This is a genomic window from Neobacillus cucumis (assembly GCF_016908975.1).
GTDB classification, from domain to species: Bacteria; Bacillota; Bacilli; order Bacillales; family Cytobacillaceae; genus Neobacillus; species Neobacillus cucumis.
In genome coordinates, this window is the sequence record NZ_JAFBEX010000024.1 from 37,529 (window position 1) to 55,057 (window position 17,529).

Below are 17,529 nucleotides of genomic sequence, written 5' to 3' on the forward strand. Positions count from 1 at the left end.
CCATCACCCCTCCTTTGCAATATCACGGAAACTGATCTCTATACAGGTTCCTTCATTTACATTACTGTAAATAAACAAGGTACTGTCCTCACCGTAAAACAATTTTAGTCTTTCGCGTACATTCTTTATTCCATAGCCGCTTTCCGTTTTCTGAATGTCATCAATTCCCACACCATCATCCCTGATGGTAAAGGTAATCCATCCCTCAGAGATTCTTCCTATTAACTTAATGGTCCCTTCTCCAACTTTTGTCTCAAGACCATGATAGATGGCATTTTCGATAAAGGGTTGCAGCAGCAGCTTAAGAATAGGTTTTTCCTTTAAAGCAGAGTCAACATCCTCGATATAAGAAAAACGGTTTTGATAACGAAAATTCTGGATGGTCATATAGTGGTGAATATGTTCTAATTCCTTTGATATGGGGATTAAATCTTCGCCATTATTTAAACTTAGTTTGAAACTTTGTGATAAGGCAACGGTAATCTCCGCAATATCCTGATTATTTTGTAAGATGGCCATCCAATAAATGGAGTCTAGCGTATTATATAAAAAGTGCGGTTTAATCTGAGCTTGTAATGCCCGAAGTTCGGCCTCCCGCTCTTTTAATTGCGAATGAATAAGCCTCTCGTTTAGTTCTTTATTTTCAACTGTTATTCTTTGGAATGTTTCGCCGATTACGCCAATGGTGGCAGATTCATTGTCTTGTCCTGAACCCCACAGTCCTTTGGCCCAATCCAATGTCATTTTTTTTAATTGCACCCATGGCTGCGCAACTTTTCCAGATAAAAAATAAGAGATTAATAAGGCTATGATCGCAATAATAGCAGAAATGCTTGCTGTGATAATGCCTATTTTATTAGACTGTTTTAGTAGCACCTTTTCTTTTGTGATATTTGCGAATGTCCATCCTGTTGTGTTATTGGTATAGCTGCTAATTAAATAACCTTTTTGTTCTAAGTTTTGAAAAATCGATAAGGTATTCTTACCCTTCGACAGCTCTTTATCCAATGTAGAGGAATTAATAAATACAGTATTTACTGCATGATTGGAGGAATCGATAACGGCCATTACACTATTACTGTCATCATTTAAAACTCTAGAAAACATTGATTTTTTAATATTAACAACTAATAAACCTATTTGTTTTGGGTTAAAAACATTCTGTGGGTCCCTTAATAGTTTCACTGAAGAAAAAGTGGTATTGTCCCCTTCTAGGACATTATAACTGAAAAAAATGGGCCTTCCTTGAGCATTAACACTCTTTTTATACCAAGCTGATTTGGAAATTTCCATGTTCCTATTATTAAATTCAACACTGCCTATACTATTATGGTTACCGTAACATACAGGGCGAAAATGAACATCAAATAAACAGACCGAATCAATATCTTCCGTATCTATAAAATAACTAGAGATTAAATCTTGCATTCGTTTGGTTGTGTTCTCGTCCAATACATTTTTACCAACTTCCGAAAAGGCAGCGCTGTCAATTAACTCTTCTCGGACACTATTGCTCCATGAAATAACACGTTCCATATTAATAATATTTCGGAACAAAAGGTCTGTCACTTCACTAGAGGTTCGAAGATTGTTACTGGTAGTTTCTAATTGATTTTGAACTAATGTATTTTTGGCAATATTAAAAGAGATAAACCCTAGTAATAAAAGGGGCAATATAGAAAGGCAGAGCATAATCAAAAAGTATTTATTTCTAATTTTGTCACTATGAAAATAGTTTCTAACTCTTCTGAATACTCTTTTCATGATTATCCACCTTAGTAAAAATTATTTCCTTCACACCTTAACTTTTTTGCTATTCATTGTCATCATAAGTCTAAATAAAATGGATTTCTATATGTATTTAAAAATGATTGATTTTTATTAATATATGAAAATTTAAAATACCACAGCCCTTGTCTTTTACTTAGGGCTGTGGTACGCATTCATTTTAAAGTACTCTCTCCGTTCGTTCCATCACATCAGGCTAATTTATTTTACCTTGAAGGATAGACTGTCAATTCGAAGGTCCGGTGCATGGAATTGAACATAGATCGTATGCTGTCCTTTTGGCGCATTATTTCCTAAATCTACTGTGATATCCTTGTACCCTAGCTCATTTACAGTTACTCCAGCATTTTGAATAGTGTACGTATTCTTACCAGTAGTTGGTACATTAATGGTAGCAAAAGGTGCACTATCTAAAGAATCAGCATGCAATGTTATGGTTCCACCAGCTGCATCAGAAGCAACGGAAGCGGTCACTTTCTGCGAGCCAGTCAATACCAACTTCGGCAGAGCAACCCATGAGCCGTTTTGTTTAGAATGCACCGCATAATAACCGCCAACAACTTTCTTCTCTTTTAAGTCTTCAGCTGTTCGTGCTTTAGATACTTCATTATAAACAACCTCATGAGCGGCAAATGCATGGTCGAAAACATTAAACGGCTTATTTGCAGGGAGGGATGCAAGTGAATCGCCTGAAATATCTATATCTTTCTTGGCAAGGATATCTTGTGATGAGCTTCCGATCGTCAACTCATAGCTTCCATCCTCAACAATGAAATCACCCTTATTTACATCCCAGATAGAGAAATCTTTTGGATTAACCGTAAGGGTAACTGTCTTGGTCTCACCAGCAGCTAAGGAAACTTTATCGAATCCTGCTAATTGCTTTTGTGGAGCATGACTGCCATAAGCTGATTTTTTATTTTTAATATATAACTGTACCACTTCTGAAGTATTAACCTTCCCTTCATTTTTCACCTTTACGGTTACTTTGAAAGGCGAGTTTCCGTTAGCAGTTACTGGTACATTGAAATCGCTATACGAGAATTTGCTGTATGACATACCGTAACCAAATGGATAGGTTACTTTTGCATTTGTATACATGTAGGTTAGTTTAGATTCCTCTGGATCAGCATTGGTCATATCTAACGAATAACGTGGATCAACATCATCCAACGTAATGCTTGTATTCCCTTCAGGAATAGAGTACTTATTGATTTTCGGAAATGCGGACATATCTGCATACCATGTAGAAGCTAAACGACCTGTTGGTGCATAGTCACCATACAAAACCTTAGCCAATGCATATGAATCGTATTGTCCACCATATGGCTGGTATACAATCGCAGACACATTTGGATTGTTTTGAATCTTTTCCATCCCTACAGGGAAGCTGGATTTAACGACAACAACTGTCTTTTTACCCTTTGCAGCAAAAGCGGATGACACTTTATCAACTAATTGGTAGTCTGCTTCACCCATATTTAAATCAGAGCGATCGGTACCTTCTCCTGCACTATGACGCGGGATTGCTCCTACAAAGACAACAGCGTAGTCATCTGTATCTGCACGCTTGACAGCATCTACGCCAACATCCTTAACAACAGTTTGATCAAATTTCACATCATCGTTTCGGTTAGCTGCGATTGTTTTGTTAGTTAGGGTGGTTCCGGATGTCTTAAGCTTTCCATCTGATCCTGTTGTAATAAAGCGTCCATTTGAGTAATACCAATTCGTGAAGTCTCCTGAAAACCCTGTTCGGAAGCCACTTGCAATTAAGGAGACAGTCTTATCGGAATTTTCCTCCACGCGGATAGTCGGCGGAATGGCACTTGTGTTACCAAGCATCTGGGCAAGATCCCAGTCGTTATCGGTTAGATTTAGTGCAGTATTATTAGTATTTTCTACAGCAGCATTCCCTGTATTTGGAGATGTTACCCAACGACCATTCTTTTGAGAGCGTAAGCTGTAACCTTTTTGACCCCAATCAAACACTTCAAATAATTGTGCTGGGTTATTTACATCCATTTGATCAGCCGTTGTAATAAGCTGGGAACCGTTTGTAACATTTGCTGCATTTGGATCAGCTGTTACGACTTGGCCGTTTAGTTTAGATTTCAACGCTACAACCTTAGCTCCAGACGAGTAGGATACGTTATTTGCACCATTTGCTTTAATAATCGCCAACAAAGGAGAAATCCCTGAGTTTTCAATACTTGGTGTCGTACCTACTGAGTAAGTTGTTTTAAACCTTGAATCTGCATAAACTCCAGAAACTGCAGCCTTCTTATTTTTGGTAAGTGGCAGTGTTCCATCATTTTTCAACAATACGATACTTTCCTCTGCTGCACGCAAGGCAACTTGCTGATGCTCCGCTGTATTAAATGTCGCAGGCTCAGATCTTACATCCTTTGCCTCTTGAGCAAATGGGTAATTCTTAGGAATTCCGTTTGCATCCACTTCATTAAAAATACCGACGCGGACCATTTGGTTTACATGAGGGCGTGCTGCTTCGATTAAATCTTCTTTAGTAAGCCCGTATTTACCTTGTTCAACAGCATTCACTATTGCAGCAACATCATCTTTTGCATTTTGCTCATTTGGACCTGGACGTCCAGCGTTTGCCTTGGCTAAAATCATTAAAATAGTAGCGTTCGTTCTGTCTGTAGCATACTGGGTATCGTACCCATTCCCCTCCGCACCTTGGAACACCAGTTGGTCAGCATTAAAATCTGGAGAGCTGTAGACTCCATATTTGGAGAAATTATTCGCATGACGTTGATATGGTGATAGAATATTGGGAATTCCGTTCGTACGTCCGAACGAAGTCATAACTCCACCAACTGATCCAGAACTAAGCGCTTTCAAGGGGCTTTTAGTCTGATATTCGAAAATAGAACGAGCACTCGCACTATTACTAGATGACTGACGGAACCATTGTGCATTATAAACGGAAAAATGCTTGGTTCCTACCACTGCACGCATCCAGAATCCATCATCGCTCTTTGCTTGATCAGTACCACTAAGACCTGCTGCCATGTTATCAACCATTGTCGCAGCCATATTTGGATCTTCAGAAAATCCTTCATCAAATCTTCCACTAAGTGGGTTGATTCGCATGTCGCTGACAACTGTGAATGCAACCGTGGCGGAGGCATTTGCACCACCATGTATGTTTGATTCCCCTTGCTTTACTTTTAACGTACTTATTTTTTCGCTTCCCATCACCTTTCCAATATCAGAAAGCAATTCTTTGTTCCAGGTTTCCCCCATACCGGTTAACGCTGGAAAATCAGTAGAAACCCCCTGAACATTGTCAGCTGCGGATAAAGCGCCAGGAATCACTTTCCCGGCATTCGGTCCACGCTGGAGTGTATAATGGTTCCTCGAACCTGTAGCATAAACAGCAGGTCCTTCAAGACCCGTGTAATCAAAATAAGCATCCACATATTCATTTAGATGCTCTGGAACTCCGTCAAACAATGGCATCCCGTCAAAAACCCCGCCAACTTGTTTTTTAAATACAGGGATTTCTTCAGCTTTTTTCTCTAGTGGATGGAAACCAACTAAACCAGCCGCAAGTGTAGTAGTAAGGATTATGGATAGAGTTCTTTTTCCCATCTTAGTGAGCTGGGATTTTTTCATTTAATTCACACTTCCTCCCCCAAAATATTTAAAACGCTTCCATTTTTTTGTAAAAGAATAGGGCCCGGCTACCTATATGACTATCATAGAACATAGATTAACACACCGATAGTGTCAGATTTTTCTGATTAATGTACGCTTTTTTTGGGATGAGAAATGTTAAGAAAAGGACAACCACTAAACTACTTGATTGTCCTCTCCTACTCTATAAGTTATATTTCCGTATTAAATAGGTTGGTGTACAGCTCCAAGCATGGCAATAGCTATTAATTAAATGGCTTCCATAAGGGGAGAATTCTTTATTCTTTGGATCATACAATTCCCAGAATGTATCGGCTCCATCACGAATCATTCCACCCCAGTAGTTTTTCATTTCGGCAATGGCCCGCTCTTTTTCTTCAGAAACAAGTAGAGCTTCAATCAAATGATGATACATGTATGGTGTAGCAATTCCAACGGCTGGATTTTCATCAAATAAACGATTCATAAGTTTATTATTCTCTTCCTTAGTTAAGACACCCGACAGGACCATCCAAATTTGACTAGCCCAAGATACCTGATGGTCAGAACCACTGATAAAAAATTGCTGCTCTTCATCCCATAAATGTTTTTTCGTTGCATCTACAATTTCTTCTAAACGGTCTCTCAAACTGTCTTTTTCCGGTACGTTTAATTCTTCGGCAAGGCGAATAGCCTGTTTCATAGTATAGATTAACACTGCTTGGGATGGAGCTTGTTTGTTTAACCCTTCCTGCCAATCAATGAAAGACCACCAATCGGGAGAATCTTTTAAAATATGATTTTCATCAAGTCTTTCAAGCGCCAGCTCAACCTGACGATAGGCAGTGGGCCAAAGCTCTTTTAAAGTCTGTAAATCACTTGTTGCAAAATAATAATCATGTAACGTGGAAGCAAAGAACAATGAATAATCAAATAGATAAGTATCATCTGCAATTAGGTGTGGTGCAACAAAAACATTAGCGGGTACCTTACCTTTATCATCTGGAACACCGGCAAAAAGATAAAGACAACGTTTTACCAGGTCATTGTTCCCAAATGTTTCATAGTTTGCTAGTGCTTGGAGTCTCAAATCGCCGAGCCAGAGCCTGCGATCGCGTTTCGGTCCGTCTTCAAATACATCCTGCATGCAATCAGCAAGTGTTTTAATACTTGTTTCATCTATTTTTTGCAGTTCTGCATCCTGCTGAGTAATCTTTTTGACAGCATTTAAATTCGCTGATGTAACGGCTTTACATTCTACGTTTTCAAATACGACTTTATATTTAGGTGATGTATCGATTACGTCGAACTTTACATATCTAAAGCTGTATCGTCGAGGCAATGAAATCACAGCAGGCATTACATCCACAAAGATTGTTTCTTCTTGAAGCCAAGAACTACTGAGCCATCCGTTGTAATTTTCAAAAGGCTCAGCCATCTCCACTGGCATTTCACCAATGGTCAGTTTTAGTTTAAGTGGTGCATCCGGTGGACTGCCAACAGGATGAATAATAAGGGATAGATACCCAACCTGATGGTCACCAAAATCAAGAATAACCGAATCATTCTTACCATATTCAGAGTTTGCTAGAGAGGAAGCAGGAGCAACAACCTCCGACTTCCACCCATGAATCACGTCTGTATCCGCTATTATTTCTACAATTGATGAAGGCTTTACAATGGTCTCATGGAGTTGTGGCTTTAATTGTTCCGCTGTTTCAATAAATTTCTCATTTCGAATGATCACTTGATTTTCTAGCTTTTGAATACTCATACCGATACCCCCTGTTACTTCATTTTAAAACTATCATTTTGTTGCACTTTGCAAATTTAAAGGCATATTTCTAGTTTCAACATGGAAGGAGTAACAACCCGATCCTACTAAACAAACTACACCATCTGTTGTGTTTGAAACCGCAATATTCTCCTCACCCGGAGTGAGTGTTTGAACCGTTACTTTTTCTATACTAATATCCTTTAACCAAATCTCAGCTTTTGAGTTTACAGGTATCTCTACATCAATATTGATGATCTCTTCTTTTCTTTCCCATGAGCAAAGAATGGTTCCATAAGGGGATTCTAAGGAAGCCTTTGCTGAAGATAGACCATAGGTAGAAATATGTGGCTGGATCTTAATTGTTCTATAACCTGCTTCTACAAGATCAATCCCAGCTAAATATCGGTATAGCCATTCCCCAATTGCCCCATAAGCGTAATGATTATAGGAATTCATATTGTCACTCCAGAAAGACCCATCTTGTTTGATGCCATCCCAGTGTTCCCAAATCGTAGTGGCACCTTGTAAAACAGAAAATAACCAGGAAGGATAGCTTTCCTGTAAGAGTAAACGAAGTGCTGTTTCATGATAGCCATTTTCAGATAAAGCAATACACAAATAAGGAGTTCCAACAAATCCTGTAGATAAATGATAGTTGTTATCTATTATCAACTGATTTAAGTCTGCCGCAATTTGTTCGCGAACCTTCCCATCTACTAGATTAAATACCAATGGAAGGATATGAGCTGTTTGGGTATTCGCCTTCATTTTCCCGTCAGTTGATATAAATGTTTTTTTGAATTCCTGAATAATTCCACTCAAAAGCTGCTCGTATTTTCTTGCATCTTCCATTATATTTAAGACCTTTGCAGCGTCTCTTACGATTTGGGTTGAATAGGCGTAGTATGCGGTTGCTACTAGATGTTCAGGTGTTGCTCCAAAATAAGAATCTTCTTCCGCATCAAGCGCGAGCCAGTCACCAAAATGAAATCCTGTATTCCAAAGATATGGATTAGCACCCTGGGCTCTAATATAGTCAACCCAAGCTTTCATACTTTCATACTGTTCCTCAAGTAGTCTTTCATCACCAAAAGTTCGATAAATAGTCCATGGACAAATGGTTACAGCATCTCCCCACGCCGAAGAAGTATAATTATTATCCCCCCACATACCGGAAATGTAGTCTTCTAAAGCGTCTGGGATCACAAATGGAACAGTTCCATTTGCAGTTTGATCGCTTTTTAGATCTCTAACCCATTTGGTGAAAAACGGGGCTACTTGATAATTGTAAGCAGCCGTTCGAATAAAAATTTGCGCATCTCCCGTCCATCCTAGACGCTCATCCCGTTGCGGACAATCGGTTGGAACATCAACAAAGTTTCCTCTCTGTCCCCAAAGTATGTTGTTATATAATTTATTGACTAGTTCATTCGAGCTTTCAAAGTACCCTGTTCGAGGCATATCAGAATGAATGACCTCTCCGACCAAGGAGTCTAACAATTCTTGTTCGGTTAAACCTTCTAAACCTTCCACCTTCACATAACGAAAGCCTTGAAAGGAAAAATTGGCTGCATAGGAAACAGGACCATTCCCATTGGAAATATATTCTACTTTTTGCTTAGCTTGACGTAAATTACCTGTATAGAAATTACCTTCTTTATCCAATACTTCGGCATGATATAAAACAACCTTTTCTCCTGCCGGTATGTTAATATTTATCCGGATTCTTCCGACCATATTTTGCCCTATATCGAGGACGGTTTCTCCCTTAGGGGTCTTCATTACCGCAATTGGAGAAATATTTTCTGTTACTTTTGTCGGCCAGTTTTCTTGGGCAACAAGCTGGTTAAACGGGAGATCACAAATTTTTGTCTTTTTCCAGATAGAATCATCCTCATAGAGATCATCCCTTATCTCTAAGCGTGCATCGTAGATTTCACCGGCATAAAACTCTGATAACAAAATCGGACCGGTCGATGTTTTCCATGTTGAATCAGTCACGACCACTTCTTCTGTTCCATCCTCAAATACAATATGTAATTGCAAAAGAAGTGCTCGTTCCTTACCATAGATGTTTCTTTTTAAAAGCCAGGTTAATTCTCCTTTGTACCAACCATCTGCGACCATGGCACCGATAACAAATTCACCTGGGAATAACTTGTCCGTAATGTCATAAGTCTGGTATTGGTGACGATGTTTGTAGCTGCTCCAACCAGGCGCGAATAAATCATCTCCGATCTTATCATTGTTCAGGTAAAGATCATATAGCCCAGCAGCCGTTGCATAAATACGAGCGGACCGGACCTTTTTTTCAATCTTAAATGGTTTACGGAATACGGATATAGGTTTTGATTCTAACTCAAAAAAATTAGGGTCAAGCGTAATCCATTTTGCTTGCCAATTATCTGATGACATTAACCCGGTTTCGAACCAGTGAATGTTGCTCCATTCTGACTCACATCCGTAATTATCCCAAACACGAACACGATAATAATAACGAGTCCTTGGATTCAAATCTGGCCCGATATATAGAATATGAATAGATTGATTTGATTTATACTTTCCTGTATCCCATAATGGATTCTCAAATCTATTTTCCGATAAAGAGACTTGAATTTGGTAGAATTCTTGCATCGTATTATTTTTATCAGAAGTTATTTTCCAGGAAAACCTCGGATGAGAAAGGTCTGTCCCCAATAAAAAATCTCTGTATTCACATGTCAGCGTTCTCAATTTTAGCACGCTACACTACCTCCCCTTATAGTATGAACTTAATTTATGGACATCAATTTTTCTGCAAAGCTTCCAAAATGACAAATTTCCTATTGATATGCCAATAAGTAAGGAATATACAAATGCTAGAAAAAAAGAATACGAATATTACAGGAAACTTATAAGCAATAAAAAATATCATATAAATACAAACCATATTTAATAGAGTTAAGTGGAATTTATATAAGCTAAATTTAAGAGCATTCACCAGTAACTGTTTACTTGAATAGAAGCCATTAACCATTAACGGAAAAATATGTAAAATGACAGCTATGTAGAAAACTATCATGAAACAAAAAAATAAATATAAAGCGATCTTAATGTTCGTGTGAATTTGTACGATAATATGAAAATCGGCATAAAGTAACAAACCAACTATCATGATAAAGATACCAACTATCATACTTTGTCTAAAATTTTCTTTAAATAATTTAAAGTAAGTTGTAATAATAGGTGGATCATTCTTTTTTATCCATTGTCTGGACACCCCAAAAGCAGCCGCTAAAGAAGGGAATATTGTAATTATTGGTATACAGGTAATTAGAAATAGAAAGTTTAAAAGTGTGACGTGATAAATCCAAATACAGATTCGATATAAAAAGCCTTCTGTCGACAACATTGTTGTACTCACCCTCCATCCTTTGTGTTAGGCATAGTATCTTACCCAATTAAATCATGTTCCTAAAAAGATTATACCGTTTCAGGCGGTGTACTTTATTTTGTCTTTAGAGTATATTATTTTTAGGTTATAATAGACTGATACTAATTGATGACGAAGGGGTTGATTCCATGTACACCTATATCATCGTAGACGATGAACCTCTAATCAGGAGAGGAATGTTAAAAAAATTAAAAGCGTTTTCAGAGGAAGCTAGATTTGTTGGTGAGGCGGATAATGGCAGCGATGCCTTGGAATTAATCCGCAAAGTAAATCCAGACATTATATTTACTGATATGAGAATGCCAGAAATGGACGGAAAAACTCTTTTAAAAACACTTCAAAATAATTTTCCTGAAAAAAAGATTATTGTCATAAGCGGCTACAGTGATTTTGAATATATGCAAGAAGCCATCTCTGCAAAAGTTGTTGGTTACTTATTAAAACCTTTCAATCGTGAAGAAATCCATTCAGCCTTACAAAAGGCCATCAACTTGATTGATCAGGAACGTGCCTATCAACAAAAGCTGGAAACAACCGAGACGGAAAAGGAAGAGATAAAATACCAGTCTGACTTACACGTTTTAAATAACGTAATCTTAGGTATCTCGAAAAATTTCGAGCCGAAATCTACCATATTTCAAAACTTTGATGAAGGTCACCAATTTATATTGTTTACACTTTATTCAACTGTCAGTCTCGTTGAATATCTAAATGATTCGGTGCTAATTCAAAACATAAGGACTAACGGCTTTATTAACATACAAAATCCCCATAATGATAATATCTATTTCTTTCTTTTATACTATGAAAAGAATGTCAGAGATCTCCAACAATTAATATCATTGAAAAGCGATCTGCTTTACGAAGGTATTAGCAGTGTGATTCCTAAAGACAGTATATATCTAGGAATCAGCAAAACCAAAAAAACATTATTACAGTTAAATGAGTCGTATACAGAAACAATTTCGGCATTAAATAATAGATTAGCTACGGACATAAACAACATATTATTTTATAAGGAAGAACAAACTACATTTGAAATTCCAAATTGGGAAAAAACCGATGAATTGCTTTTTCACATTGAGTCAGGCCACTACGACAAGGTTCTTGAACTTACTAGTGACTACTTTAACTTTATATGCGAAATACCTTCTTTGACTATTTTATCTTTAAAGAATTTATGTAATGATTTAATCCATGAAGTAAGAAATATGCTTTCAAACTACTTTGACACGATAACGAAGGATTCTCCTTCCTCTAGTTTTGATTCGATGCTGGAAACAGTATTTGACATTGAGTCAATTAAATCATACTTTTTTCAAGTTTTACCTAGCTTAACTGAAGTGTTTCGAGAAAAGAATATTTATGGTTCGGAAAACCTTATTGACAATATAAAAACGTATATAATAAAAAACTATAACAAGGAAATTACACTTAATAAAATATCTACGTTGTTCTTTATCAATCCAAGTTATTGCAGTTACTTATTTAAGGAAAAAACAGGTGAGAATTTCAATGATTATGTTAATAGAATAAGGATTGAAAAAGCTAAGCTCCTGTTAAAAAGTTCTTCGGATAAAGTCTATAAGATCGCAAAAACATTAGGGTATGATAATACGAAATACTTTTTCAGAGTATTTAAAAAAGTGACCGGTTACACCCCGGAAGAATATAGAATGATGTAAATGCGATAGCTGAATTACTGGCTATCCCTTTTTAATTCTTCTATTATTTTTTTAAAAATTTTAGGTATACTTTATTTAGGTTTATACATCTGGAGGCTAACGATGAAATTTCTTACTACCAGAACAAAATTGTTCCTTGTATTTATTGCCATTTCAATTATTCCCATCATCATCGTTACAATTAACTCTTACAGAAGCTATACTAAGCTAGTGAATCAACAAGTATCTGTCGTTACCTCAAATACAATTAGTAATTCATTAGAAAAAATAGACGGTATTTATCAAAATATAAAACGTATAACGTTAACATTTCAACAATTCTCTACGGTACCCGGATCCCCTACTGTAGCTGATCAATTATACAAATTAATTAACAATAAAAATGCCGGACCATACGATTTTTATCTTGCAAGAAGGGACATGAAGTTCTTTTTTAATAATTTGATTCTCAGTAACGACTATATAAACGGGATTTATCTATTTCTACCTGACGGCAATTCAATTACTTACACTAATAACAATACGGATTTGCACTATGGCTATGTACCATTCAATGATGATTGGTATAAACAAACGCTACAACAAAAAGGTGGACTTTATGTTAGCAATGTTTCAACAAAGTCTTTTATCATTAATGCCCAGCCTTCCGTCACATTTGCACGTGCAATCTATGATTTTAATTCACATAAATTACTCGGAGTGTTGATGTTGGATTGTGACATTAGAATCTTTCAAGCCCTTGATAACGATATTATTCCAAATATGACAAATGTTTACTTGGTTAATAACACGGGAAAAATCCTTTATGACAATACAATGAGTAAAATTGGACAAACTCTTCCAAGGCCCTACCAAAGTATTCTTTCAAGGAACTCCCAGGGTGTTTATCAAGAGGTGAAAAAAGGCCATTTAACGGTGATTAAACCATTCCCTGATAACAATTGGAATATTGTAGCATCCATTCCCGTTAGTGAGTTATATAAACCGTACAACCTTTCCGAAAAATTAATCATTTACATTTCAATAACATGTGCTGTTATCTTTATTTTGCTTTCCTTGGTCTTATCCAATCAACTTACAAGACCCACGATTGAGTTAAGTAAAATTATGCGTACTAATAAACAACTGAAACCAGTTACCAATGATAAATACCTAAAACGCCAAGATGAAGTCGGAATCCTCTATACGGAATATAACAATATGATTGAAGAGATTCACAGGCATATAAAAGAAAGTTACCAAAATAAATTGATTACTTTAGACTCACAAATGAAATCTTTAGAGGCACAGATTAATTCTCATTTTTTATATAACACGTTAGAATCGATTAATAGTATTGCTGAAATTGAAGAAATAGAAAGTATATCTATTATGACTAAAGCGTTGGGTGATATGTTTAGATATAGTATCAAAACAGAAAGTGAATTAGTACGTTTAAGTGATGAGCTTGATCATGTAAAAAATTATATAACTATTCAAAACATAAGATATGATAATAGCATTGATTTTGAACTTGAAATACCTAGCGAAATTTCTTCATGCCGCATTTTAAAATTGATCCTTCAACCTATTATTGAAAATTCCATTCTTCATGGACTTGAAAGGAAGAGAATGAAAGGATGCGTCAAGTTAAAAGCATATGAGATTAGCCAAAATCGAATCGTCTTTGAAATCTCAGACAACGGCATAGGTATTGAAAAGGACAGGTTAGATCAAATAAGAAACTTCTTACAAGAACAACCGGAATTTAAGGAGCTTGGAAAACGGAGCAAACAAAGTATTGGACTTAAAAATGTCCATTCTCGAATTGCGCTTTATTATGGGTTGGAATATGGGTTAATGATTGAAAGTGAACCTAATATAGGAACAACAATTAAAATATGTGTTCCTAAGATTGAATAAAACCAAATATAAAAAAACGGACCGCTTGCATTTGGGTCCGTTTTTCTATGTGATTAACAATATGGAATCATTCTTATTTTGCATAATCAGCCCTTTACAGAACCTACAGCTAAACCTTTGATAAAGAACTTTTGCAAAAAGGCAAAAATAACTAAAAGTGGTAAAGCACAAAGGAAACATGCTGCAAAAAGGACGTTCCAAGCGGTTGGATTGGTTTGGTCACCCATAAAGCCCAGCATGGCTAGTGGTAATGGAGTCAGATCTGCTTTTGTTATAAAAATCATATTAAAGAAATAATCATTCCAAATCCATACCCCCTGTGTAATGACAACTGAAACTGTTACAGGTATTAATAGTGGAAACACAATCTGCCAGAACCTTCGAAATAAACCGGCTCCATCTAGAAGAGCTGACTCCTCTACTTCAATAGGTACACTGCTCTTAATAAAGCCTGAGTATAAGAATGAAGAAAAAGGGATACTACAAGTGATAAACATGATAATTGATGTTAGCTGGCCACTTGGAATATTTAATGCATTGAATGTTTTTACAATTGGAATGATAACCATCTGGCTTGGAACAACAAGCCCAGCAAGAAAAAAGATATATAAGAACTTGCTTAAGCGAGTATTCATTCTTGCAATTGGATATGCTGCCATAGATGTAAAAATGACAACTACAATAACGGAAACTCCCGTTAACAGAACGCTATTCATTAATGCCTGAAGAAAATGCATGCGCTCAAAAGCTATCTTATAACTTTCCAAACTAAATTGAGTAAATAAATTTAAGGGATTCGTCATATTATCAGGTGTCCGTAAGGAACTTGAAAGAGCAATTAAAAGTGGTAAAAGATTTATTAACATTAGTGCGGTAATTCCTATATGGTAACATGTTTTTTTGATAAATAATTTCCTTTTCTTTGCTTCATTCTGTTTTATGCCGATATCATAAGAAGTACTTTGAACAACTGTCCTACTCATCATACATTTACCTCCCTCTTATTTAATTTCGTCACGAGGAATACTGTAACGGCTATGATTATGGCGAAGGAAACGACTGCCAATGATGCAGCTTTACCATACTGCCCTTCTGTAAATGCCATTCTAAAAATATCGTAAACCAGTGTGCTAGTCGATCTGCCAGGACCACCGTTCGTCATAATGAAAGAATAATCGAAAGCTTTAAGACCATTGATAATACTTAGCGTAACGTTGATTGTAATAGATGTAGCTAACAACGGCAGACGAACAAACCTGGTTAATTGCCAACCGTTAGCACCATCAATTTTACCGGCCTCCATCAATTCTTGTGAAACAGTCTGCAACCCTGCAAGAAAAATGATCGTACTGGTTCCAATGGTCTTCCAGATATCTACTGCAGTAATACCATAAAGAGCAGTCTTGTAATTACCAAGAATGTTCAAATTTTCACTGTGTATGCCAAACCAACTTAGTACTGTTGGGAGTAGTCCGGTATCAGGCATGTAAACATATGACCAGATATAACCAACAACGATTGTACTAAACAATGTAGGTATATAAGCTACTGTCCGATAAAAACCTAACCCTTTAATTTTCGAATCCAAAACAAAAGCTAGACACAGAGCGATAATATTTCCAAGGACCGTTGAAAGCAGCGTGTATATCAAAGTATTTGATATAGATGAACCTGCAACCCCTTCCTGGAAGATTTTCATATAGTTACTCAGACCAATAAAATGTAGATTTTGCTGTACACCGTTGTAATCTGAAAAACTATATTGAAAAAGTCTTAAAATGGGAAAGATCCAAAATGTCAAATATACAATCAATGCAGGCAAAACAAACAAATACATCGATTTTTTCATGACTGTAGAATTCATGGTATCTTATTCCTTTCCAAAATTTACTTGAGGTGGGGAAACGCCCCCACCTCACCTTGATTTATCTCTTAAACTTGAATATTTTAGTGTCTCGATTTTTTTACTTTTTCCAAAGCTCGTCGAATTTGTCTTGCATAGCTTTTGTTACGTCTTTTGGAGTTGTTGATTGTCCACCGATAATCTCAGCAAATTTTGCTTCTAACGTTGCATCTACACCGCTTGGCCACATTTGGTTAGCGAAATAGATGGCGTTACCAGTGCTTGTATATTGATTATAAGCATCTTTATATAATTCGTTAGTTAATGGAACTCCTTTATATGCAACGATTGAAGACGAAGTTTTTACCCATTCTTTAAATAAGTCAGACTTACCATCAAACCAATAGTTTAGGATTTGCTTTACAGCCTCAACATTTTCGGATTTTGCATTAACTGCCCAACCAGCTGCTGTAGCTGCTGCTTGATACACAGGTTTTCCTTTTTCATTAGCAGGTAATGGGAAGAAACCGCGTTCAAAATCAGTTGCACCTTTCGCTGTTAACGGGGTGTAATCCCATGTACCGTCTAATGTCATAGCAGCTTTACCATCAATAAACATTTGAATTGCTTGTGGTCCGCCTAGCCCAAGAGTATTCTTGGCAATGTATCCTTTTTTGTACAGTTCTTGGTACATCGAAACAGCTTTTTGCCATTTTGGACCGTTGAGTGATTCTTTTCCATTTTGAAGTTTTGTATCGAATTCCTTGTCGTCCGCATAAACAGTATTTGCTGCAATTTGATATAAACCAAACTGAATGACCCAAGGATCTTTATCCCCCATCACAATAGGAGTGATACCGGCATCTTTTAATTTTTGGCAATCAGCAAGGAATGTTTCCCAATCTTTAGGTAGTTCAGTAATGCCAACCTTTTGGAACAGGTCTTTATTGTAATAAGTACCTAACATATCGAATCCTTTAGTGATTCCATAAACTTTTCCATTATAAGACATATCATCTACTACTGACTTAGAAAGATTATTCATAAATGACAGATCAGAAAGATCAGCTAAATAACCACCTTTACCAAGGTCCATGACAGAAGCGGCGTTTGCCATTCTAGGCCATACGCGGAAAATATCGGGCGCTTGGTTTACTGCAAGTTTTGTCTTAATCGAAGTTGTATATTGATCATCAGGAAGCTTTTGTACCTCTAATGTAATGTTCGGGAATTTTTTATGAACTAATTTTGGTAAGATGTCTACTTCAAAGTCTTGACCTGAAGCTGCTTTATTTCCAGAAACCAGCATAGTTATAGTAACTTTTTTCGAATTAGATGAGCCGCTGCTTTTGGATTCACTTGAGCTTGAGCTTGAACAGCCGGCTAAAAGTACGATGGATAATATCAGAACTAAGGTACCAGATAGTAACGCTTTCATTTTTCTCATTAAATTCACCCC

General features: G+C 36.6%; 10 protein-coding genes. 2 read left to right on the forward strand and 8 right to left on the reverse strand.

Features of this window, described 5'->3' with window-relative positions; all coding sequences use genetic code 11:
• Positions 1–3: 3 nt before the first annotated feature.
• From JOC76_RS24135 to JOC76_RS30940, 5 genes are all read right to left on the reverse strand, one after another.
• Complete coding sequence (locus JOC76_RS24135; RefSeq protein ID WP_205181328.1) at positions 4–1,764, reverse strand: sensor histidine kinase; 1,761 nt, start codon at positions 1,762–1,764, stop codon at positions 4–6.
• A 225-nt stretch (positions 1,765–1,989) separates the two neighbouring features.
• Entirely contained in the window at positions 1,990–5,406 is a 3,417-nt protein-coding gene (locus tag JOC76_RS24140) for a glycoside hydrolase family 3 C-terminal domain-containing protein (RefSeq protein WP_205181329.1), read from the reverse strand.
• Between the two features lie 229 nt (positions 5,407–5,635).
• On the reverse strand, positions 5,636–7,204 hold the full coding sequence (locus JOC76_RS24145; RefSeq protein ID WP_205181330.1) for an alpha-L-rhamnosidase-related protein: 1,569 nt from the start codon (positions 7,202–7,204) through the stop codon (positions 5,636–5,638).
• Between the two features lie 33 nt (positions 7,205–7,237).
• Positions 7,238–9,949 (reverse strand): family 78 glycoside hydrolase catalytic domain, encoded by a 2,712-nt coding sequence (locus JOC76_RS24150; protein ID WP_205181331.1) that lies wholly within the window; start codon positions 9,947–9,949, stop codon positions 7,238–7,240.
• Positions 9,950–9,992: 43 nt separating this feature from the next.
• Positions 9,993–10,598 (reverse strand): YesL family protein, encoded by a 606-nt coding sequence (locus JOC76_RS30940; RefSeq protein ID WP_372442002.1) that lies wholly within the window; start codon positions 10,596–10,598, stop codon positions 9,993–9,995.
• 170 nt (positions 10,599–10,768) lie between these two features.
• Here JOC76_RS30940 and JOC76_RS24160 point away from each other — a divergent pair, with 170 nt between their 5' ends.
• Complete coding sequence (locus tag JOC76_RS24160; RefSeq protein ID WP_205181333.1) at positions 10,769–12,325, forward strand: response regulator transcription factor; 1,557 nt, start codon at positions 10,769–10,771, stop codon at positions 12,323–12,325.
• A gap of 102 nt (positions 12,326–12,427) precedes the next feature.
• Complete coding sequence (locus JOC76_RS24165) at positions 12,428–14,227, forward strand: sensor histidine kinase family protein (protein ID WP_205181334.1); 1,800 nt, start codon at positions 12,428–12,430, stop codon at positions 14,225–14,227.
• 86 nt (positions 14,228–14,313) lie between these two features.
• On the opposite strand, the gene JOC76_RS24170 is transcribed toward JOC76_RS24165, so the two are convergent.
• From JOC76_RS24170 to JOC76_RS24180, 3 genes are all read right to left on the reverse strand, one after another.
• A complete protein-coding gene (locus JOC76_RS24170; protein WP_239557943.1) occupies positions 14,314–15,213 on the reverse strand; it encodes a carbohydrate ABC transporter permease in 900 nt (299 codons plus the stop codon).
• Positions 15,210–16,091 (reverse strand): carbohydrate ABC transporter permease, encoded by an 882-nt coding sequence (locus JOC76_RS24175; RefSeq protein WP_205181335.1) that lies wholly within the window; start codon positions 16,089–16,091, stop codon positions 15,210–15,212. The genes JOC76_RS24170 and JOC76_RS24175 overlap by 4 nt, the downstream gene beginning before the upstream one ends.
• A 100-nt stretch (positions 16,092–16,191) precedes the next feature.
• Positions 16,192–17,517 (reverse strand): ABC transporter substrate-binding protein, encoded by a 1,326-nt coding sequence (locus JOC76_RS24180; RefSeq protein WP_205181336.1) that lies wholly within the window; start codon positions 17,515–17,517, stop codon positions 16,192–16,194.
• Positions 17,518–17,529 lie beyond the last annotated feature (12 nt).

What these genes read in the sequence shown, in the direction of transcription:
- JOC76_RS24175 (WP_205181335.1), bottom strand. Translation starts at nt 16,091, where the DNA reads ATGAATTCTACAGTCATGAAAAAATCGATGTATTTGTTTGTTTTGCCT.
- JOC76_RS24135 (WP_205181328.1), bottom strand. Translation starts at nt 1,764, where the DNA reads ATGAAAAGAGTATTCAGAAGAGTTAGAAACTATTTTCATAGTGACAAA.
- JOC76_RS30940 (WP_372442002.1), bottom strand. Translation starts at nt 10,598, where the DNA reads ATGTTGTCGACAGAAGGCTTTTTATATCGAATCTGTATTTGGATTTAT.
- JOC76_RS24180 (WP_205181336.1), bottom strand. Translation starts at nt 17,517, where the DNA reads ATGAGAAAAATGAAAGCGTTACTATCTGGTACCTTAGTTCTGATATTA.
- JOC76_RS24165 (WP_205181334.1), top strand. Translation starts at nt 12,428, where the DNA reads ATGAAATTTCTTACTACCAGAACAAAATTGTTCCTTGTATTTATTGCC.
- JOC76_RS24145 (WP_205181330.1), bottom strand. Translation starts at nt 7,204, where the DNA reads ATGAGTATTCAAAAGCTAGAAAATCAAGTGATCATTCGAAATGAGAAA.
- JOC76_RS24160 (WP_205181333.1), top strand. Translation starts at nt 10,769, where the DNA reads ATGTACACCTATATCATCGTAGACGATGAACCTCTAATCAGGAGAGGA.
- JOC76_RS24140 (WP_205181329.1), bottom strand. Translation starts at nt 5,406, where the DNA reads ATGGGAAAAAGAACTCTATCCATAATCCTTACTACTACACTTGCGGCT.
- JOC76_RS24170 (WP_239557943.1), bottom strand. Translation starts at nt 15,213, where the DNA reads ATGATGAGTAGGACAGTTGTTCAAAGTACTTCTTATGATATCGGCATA.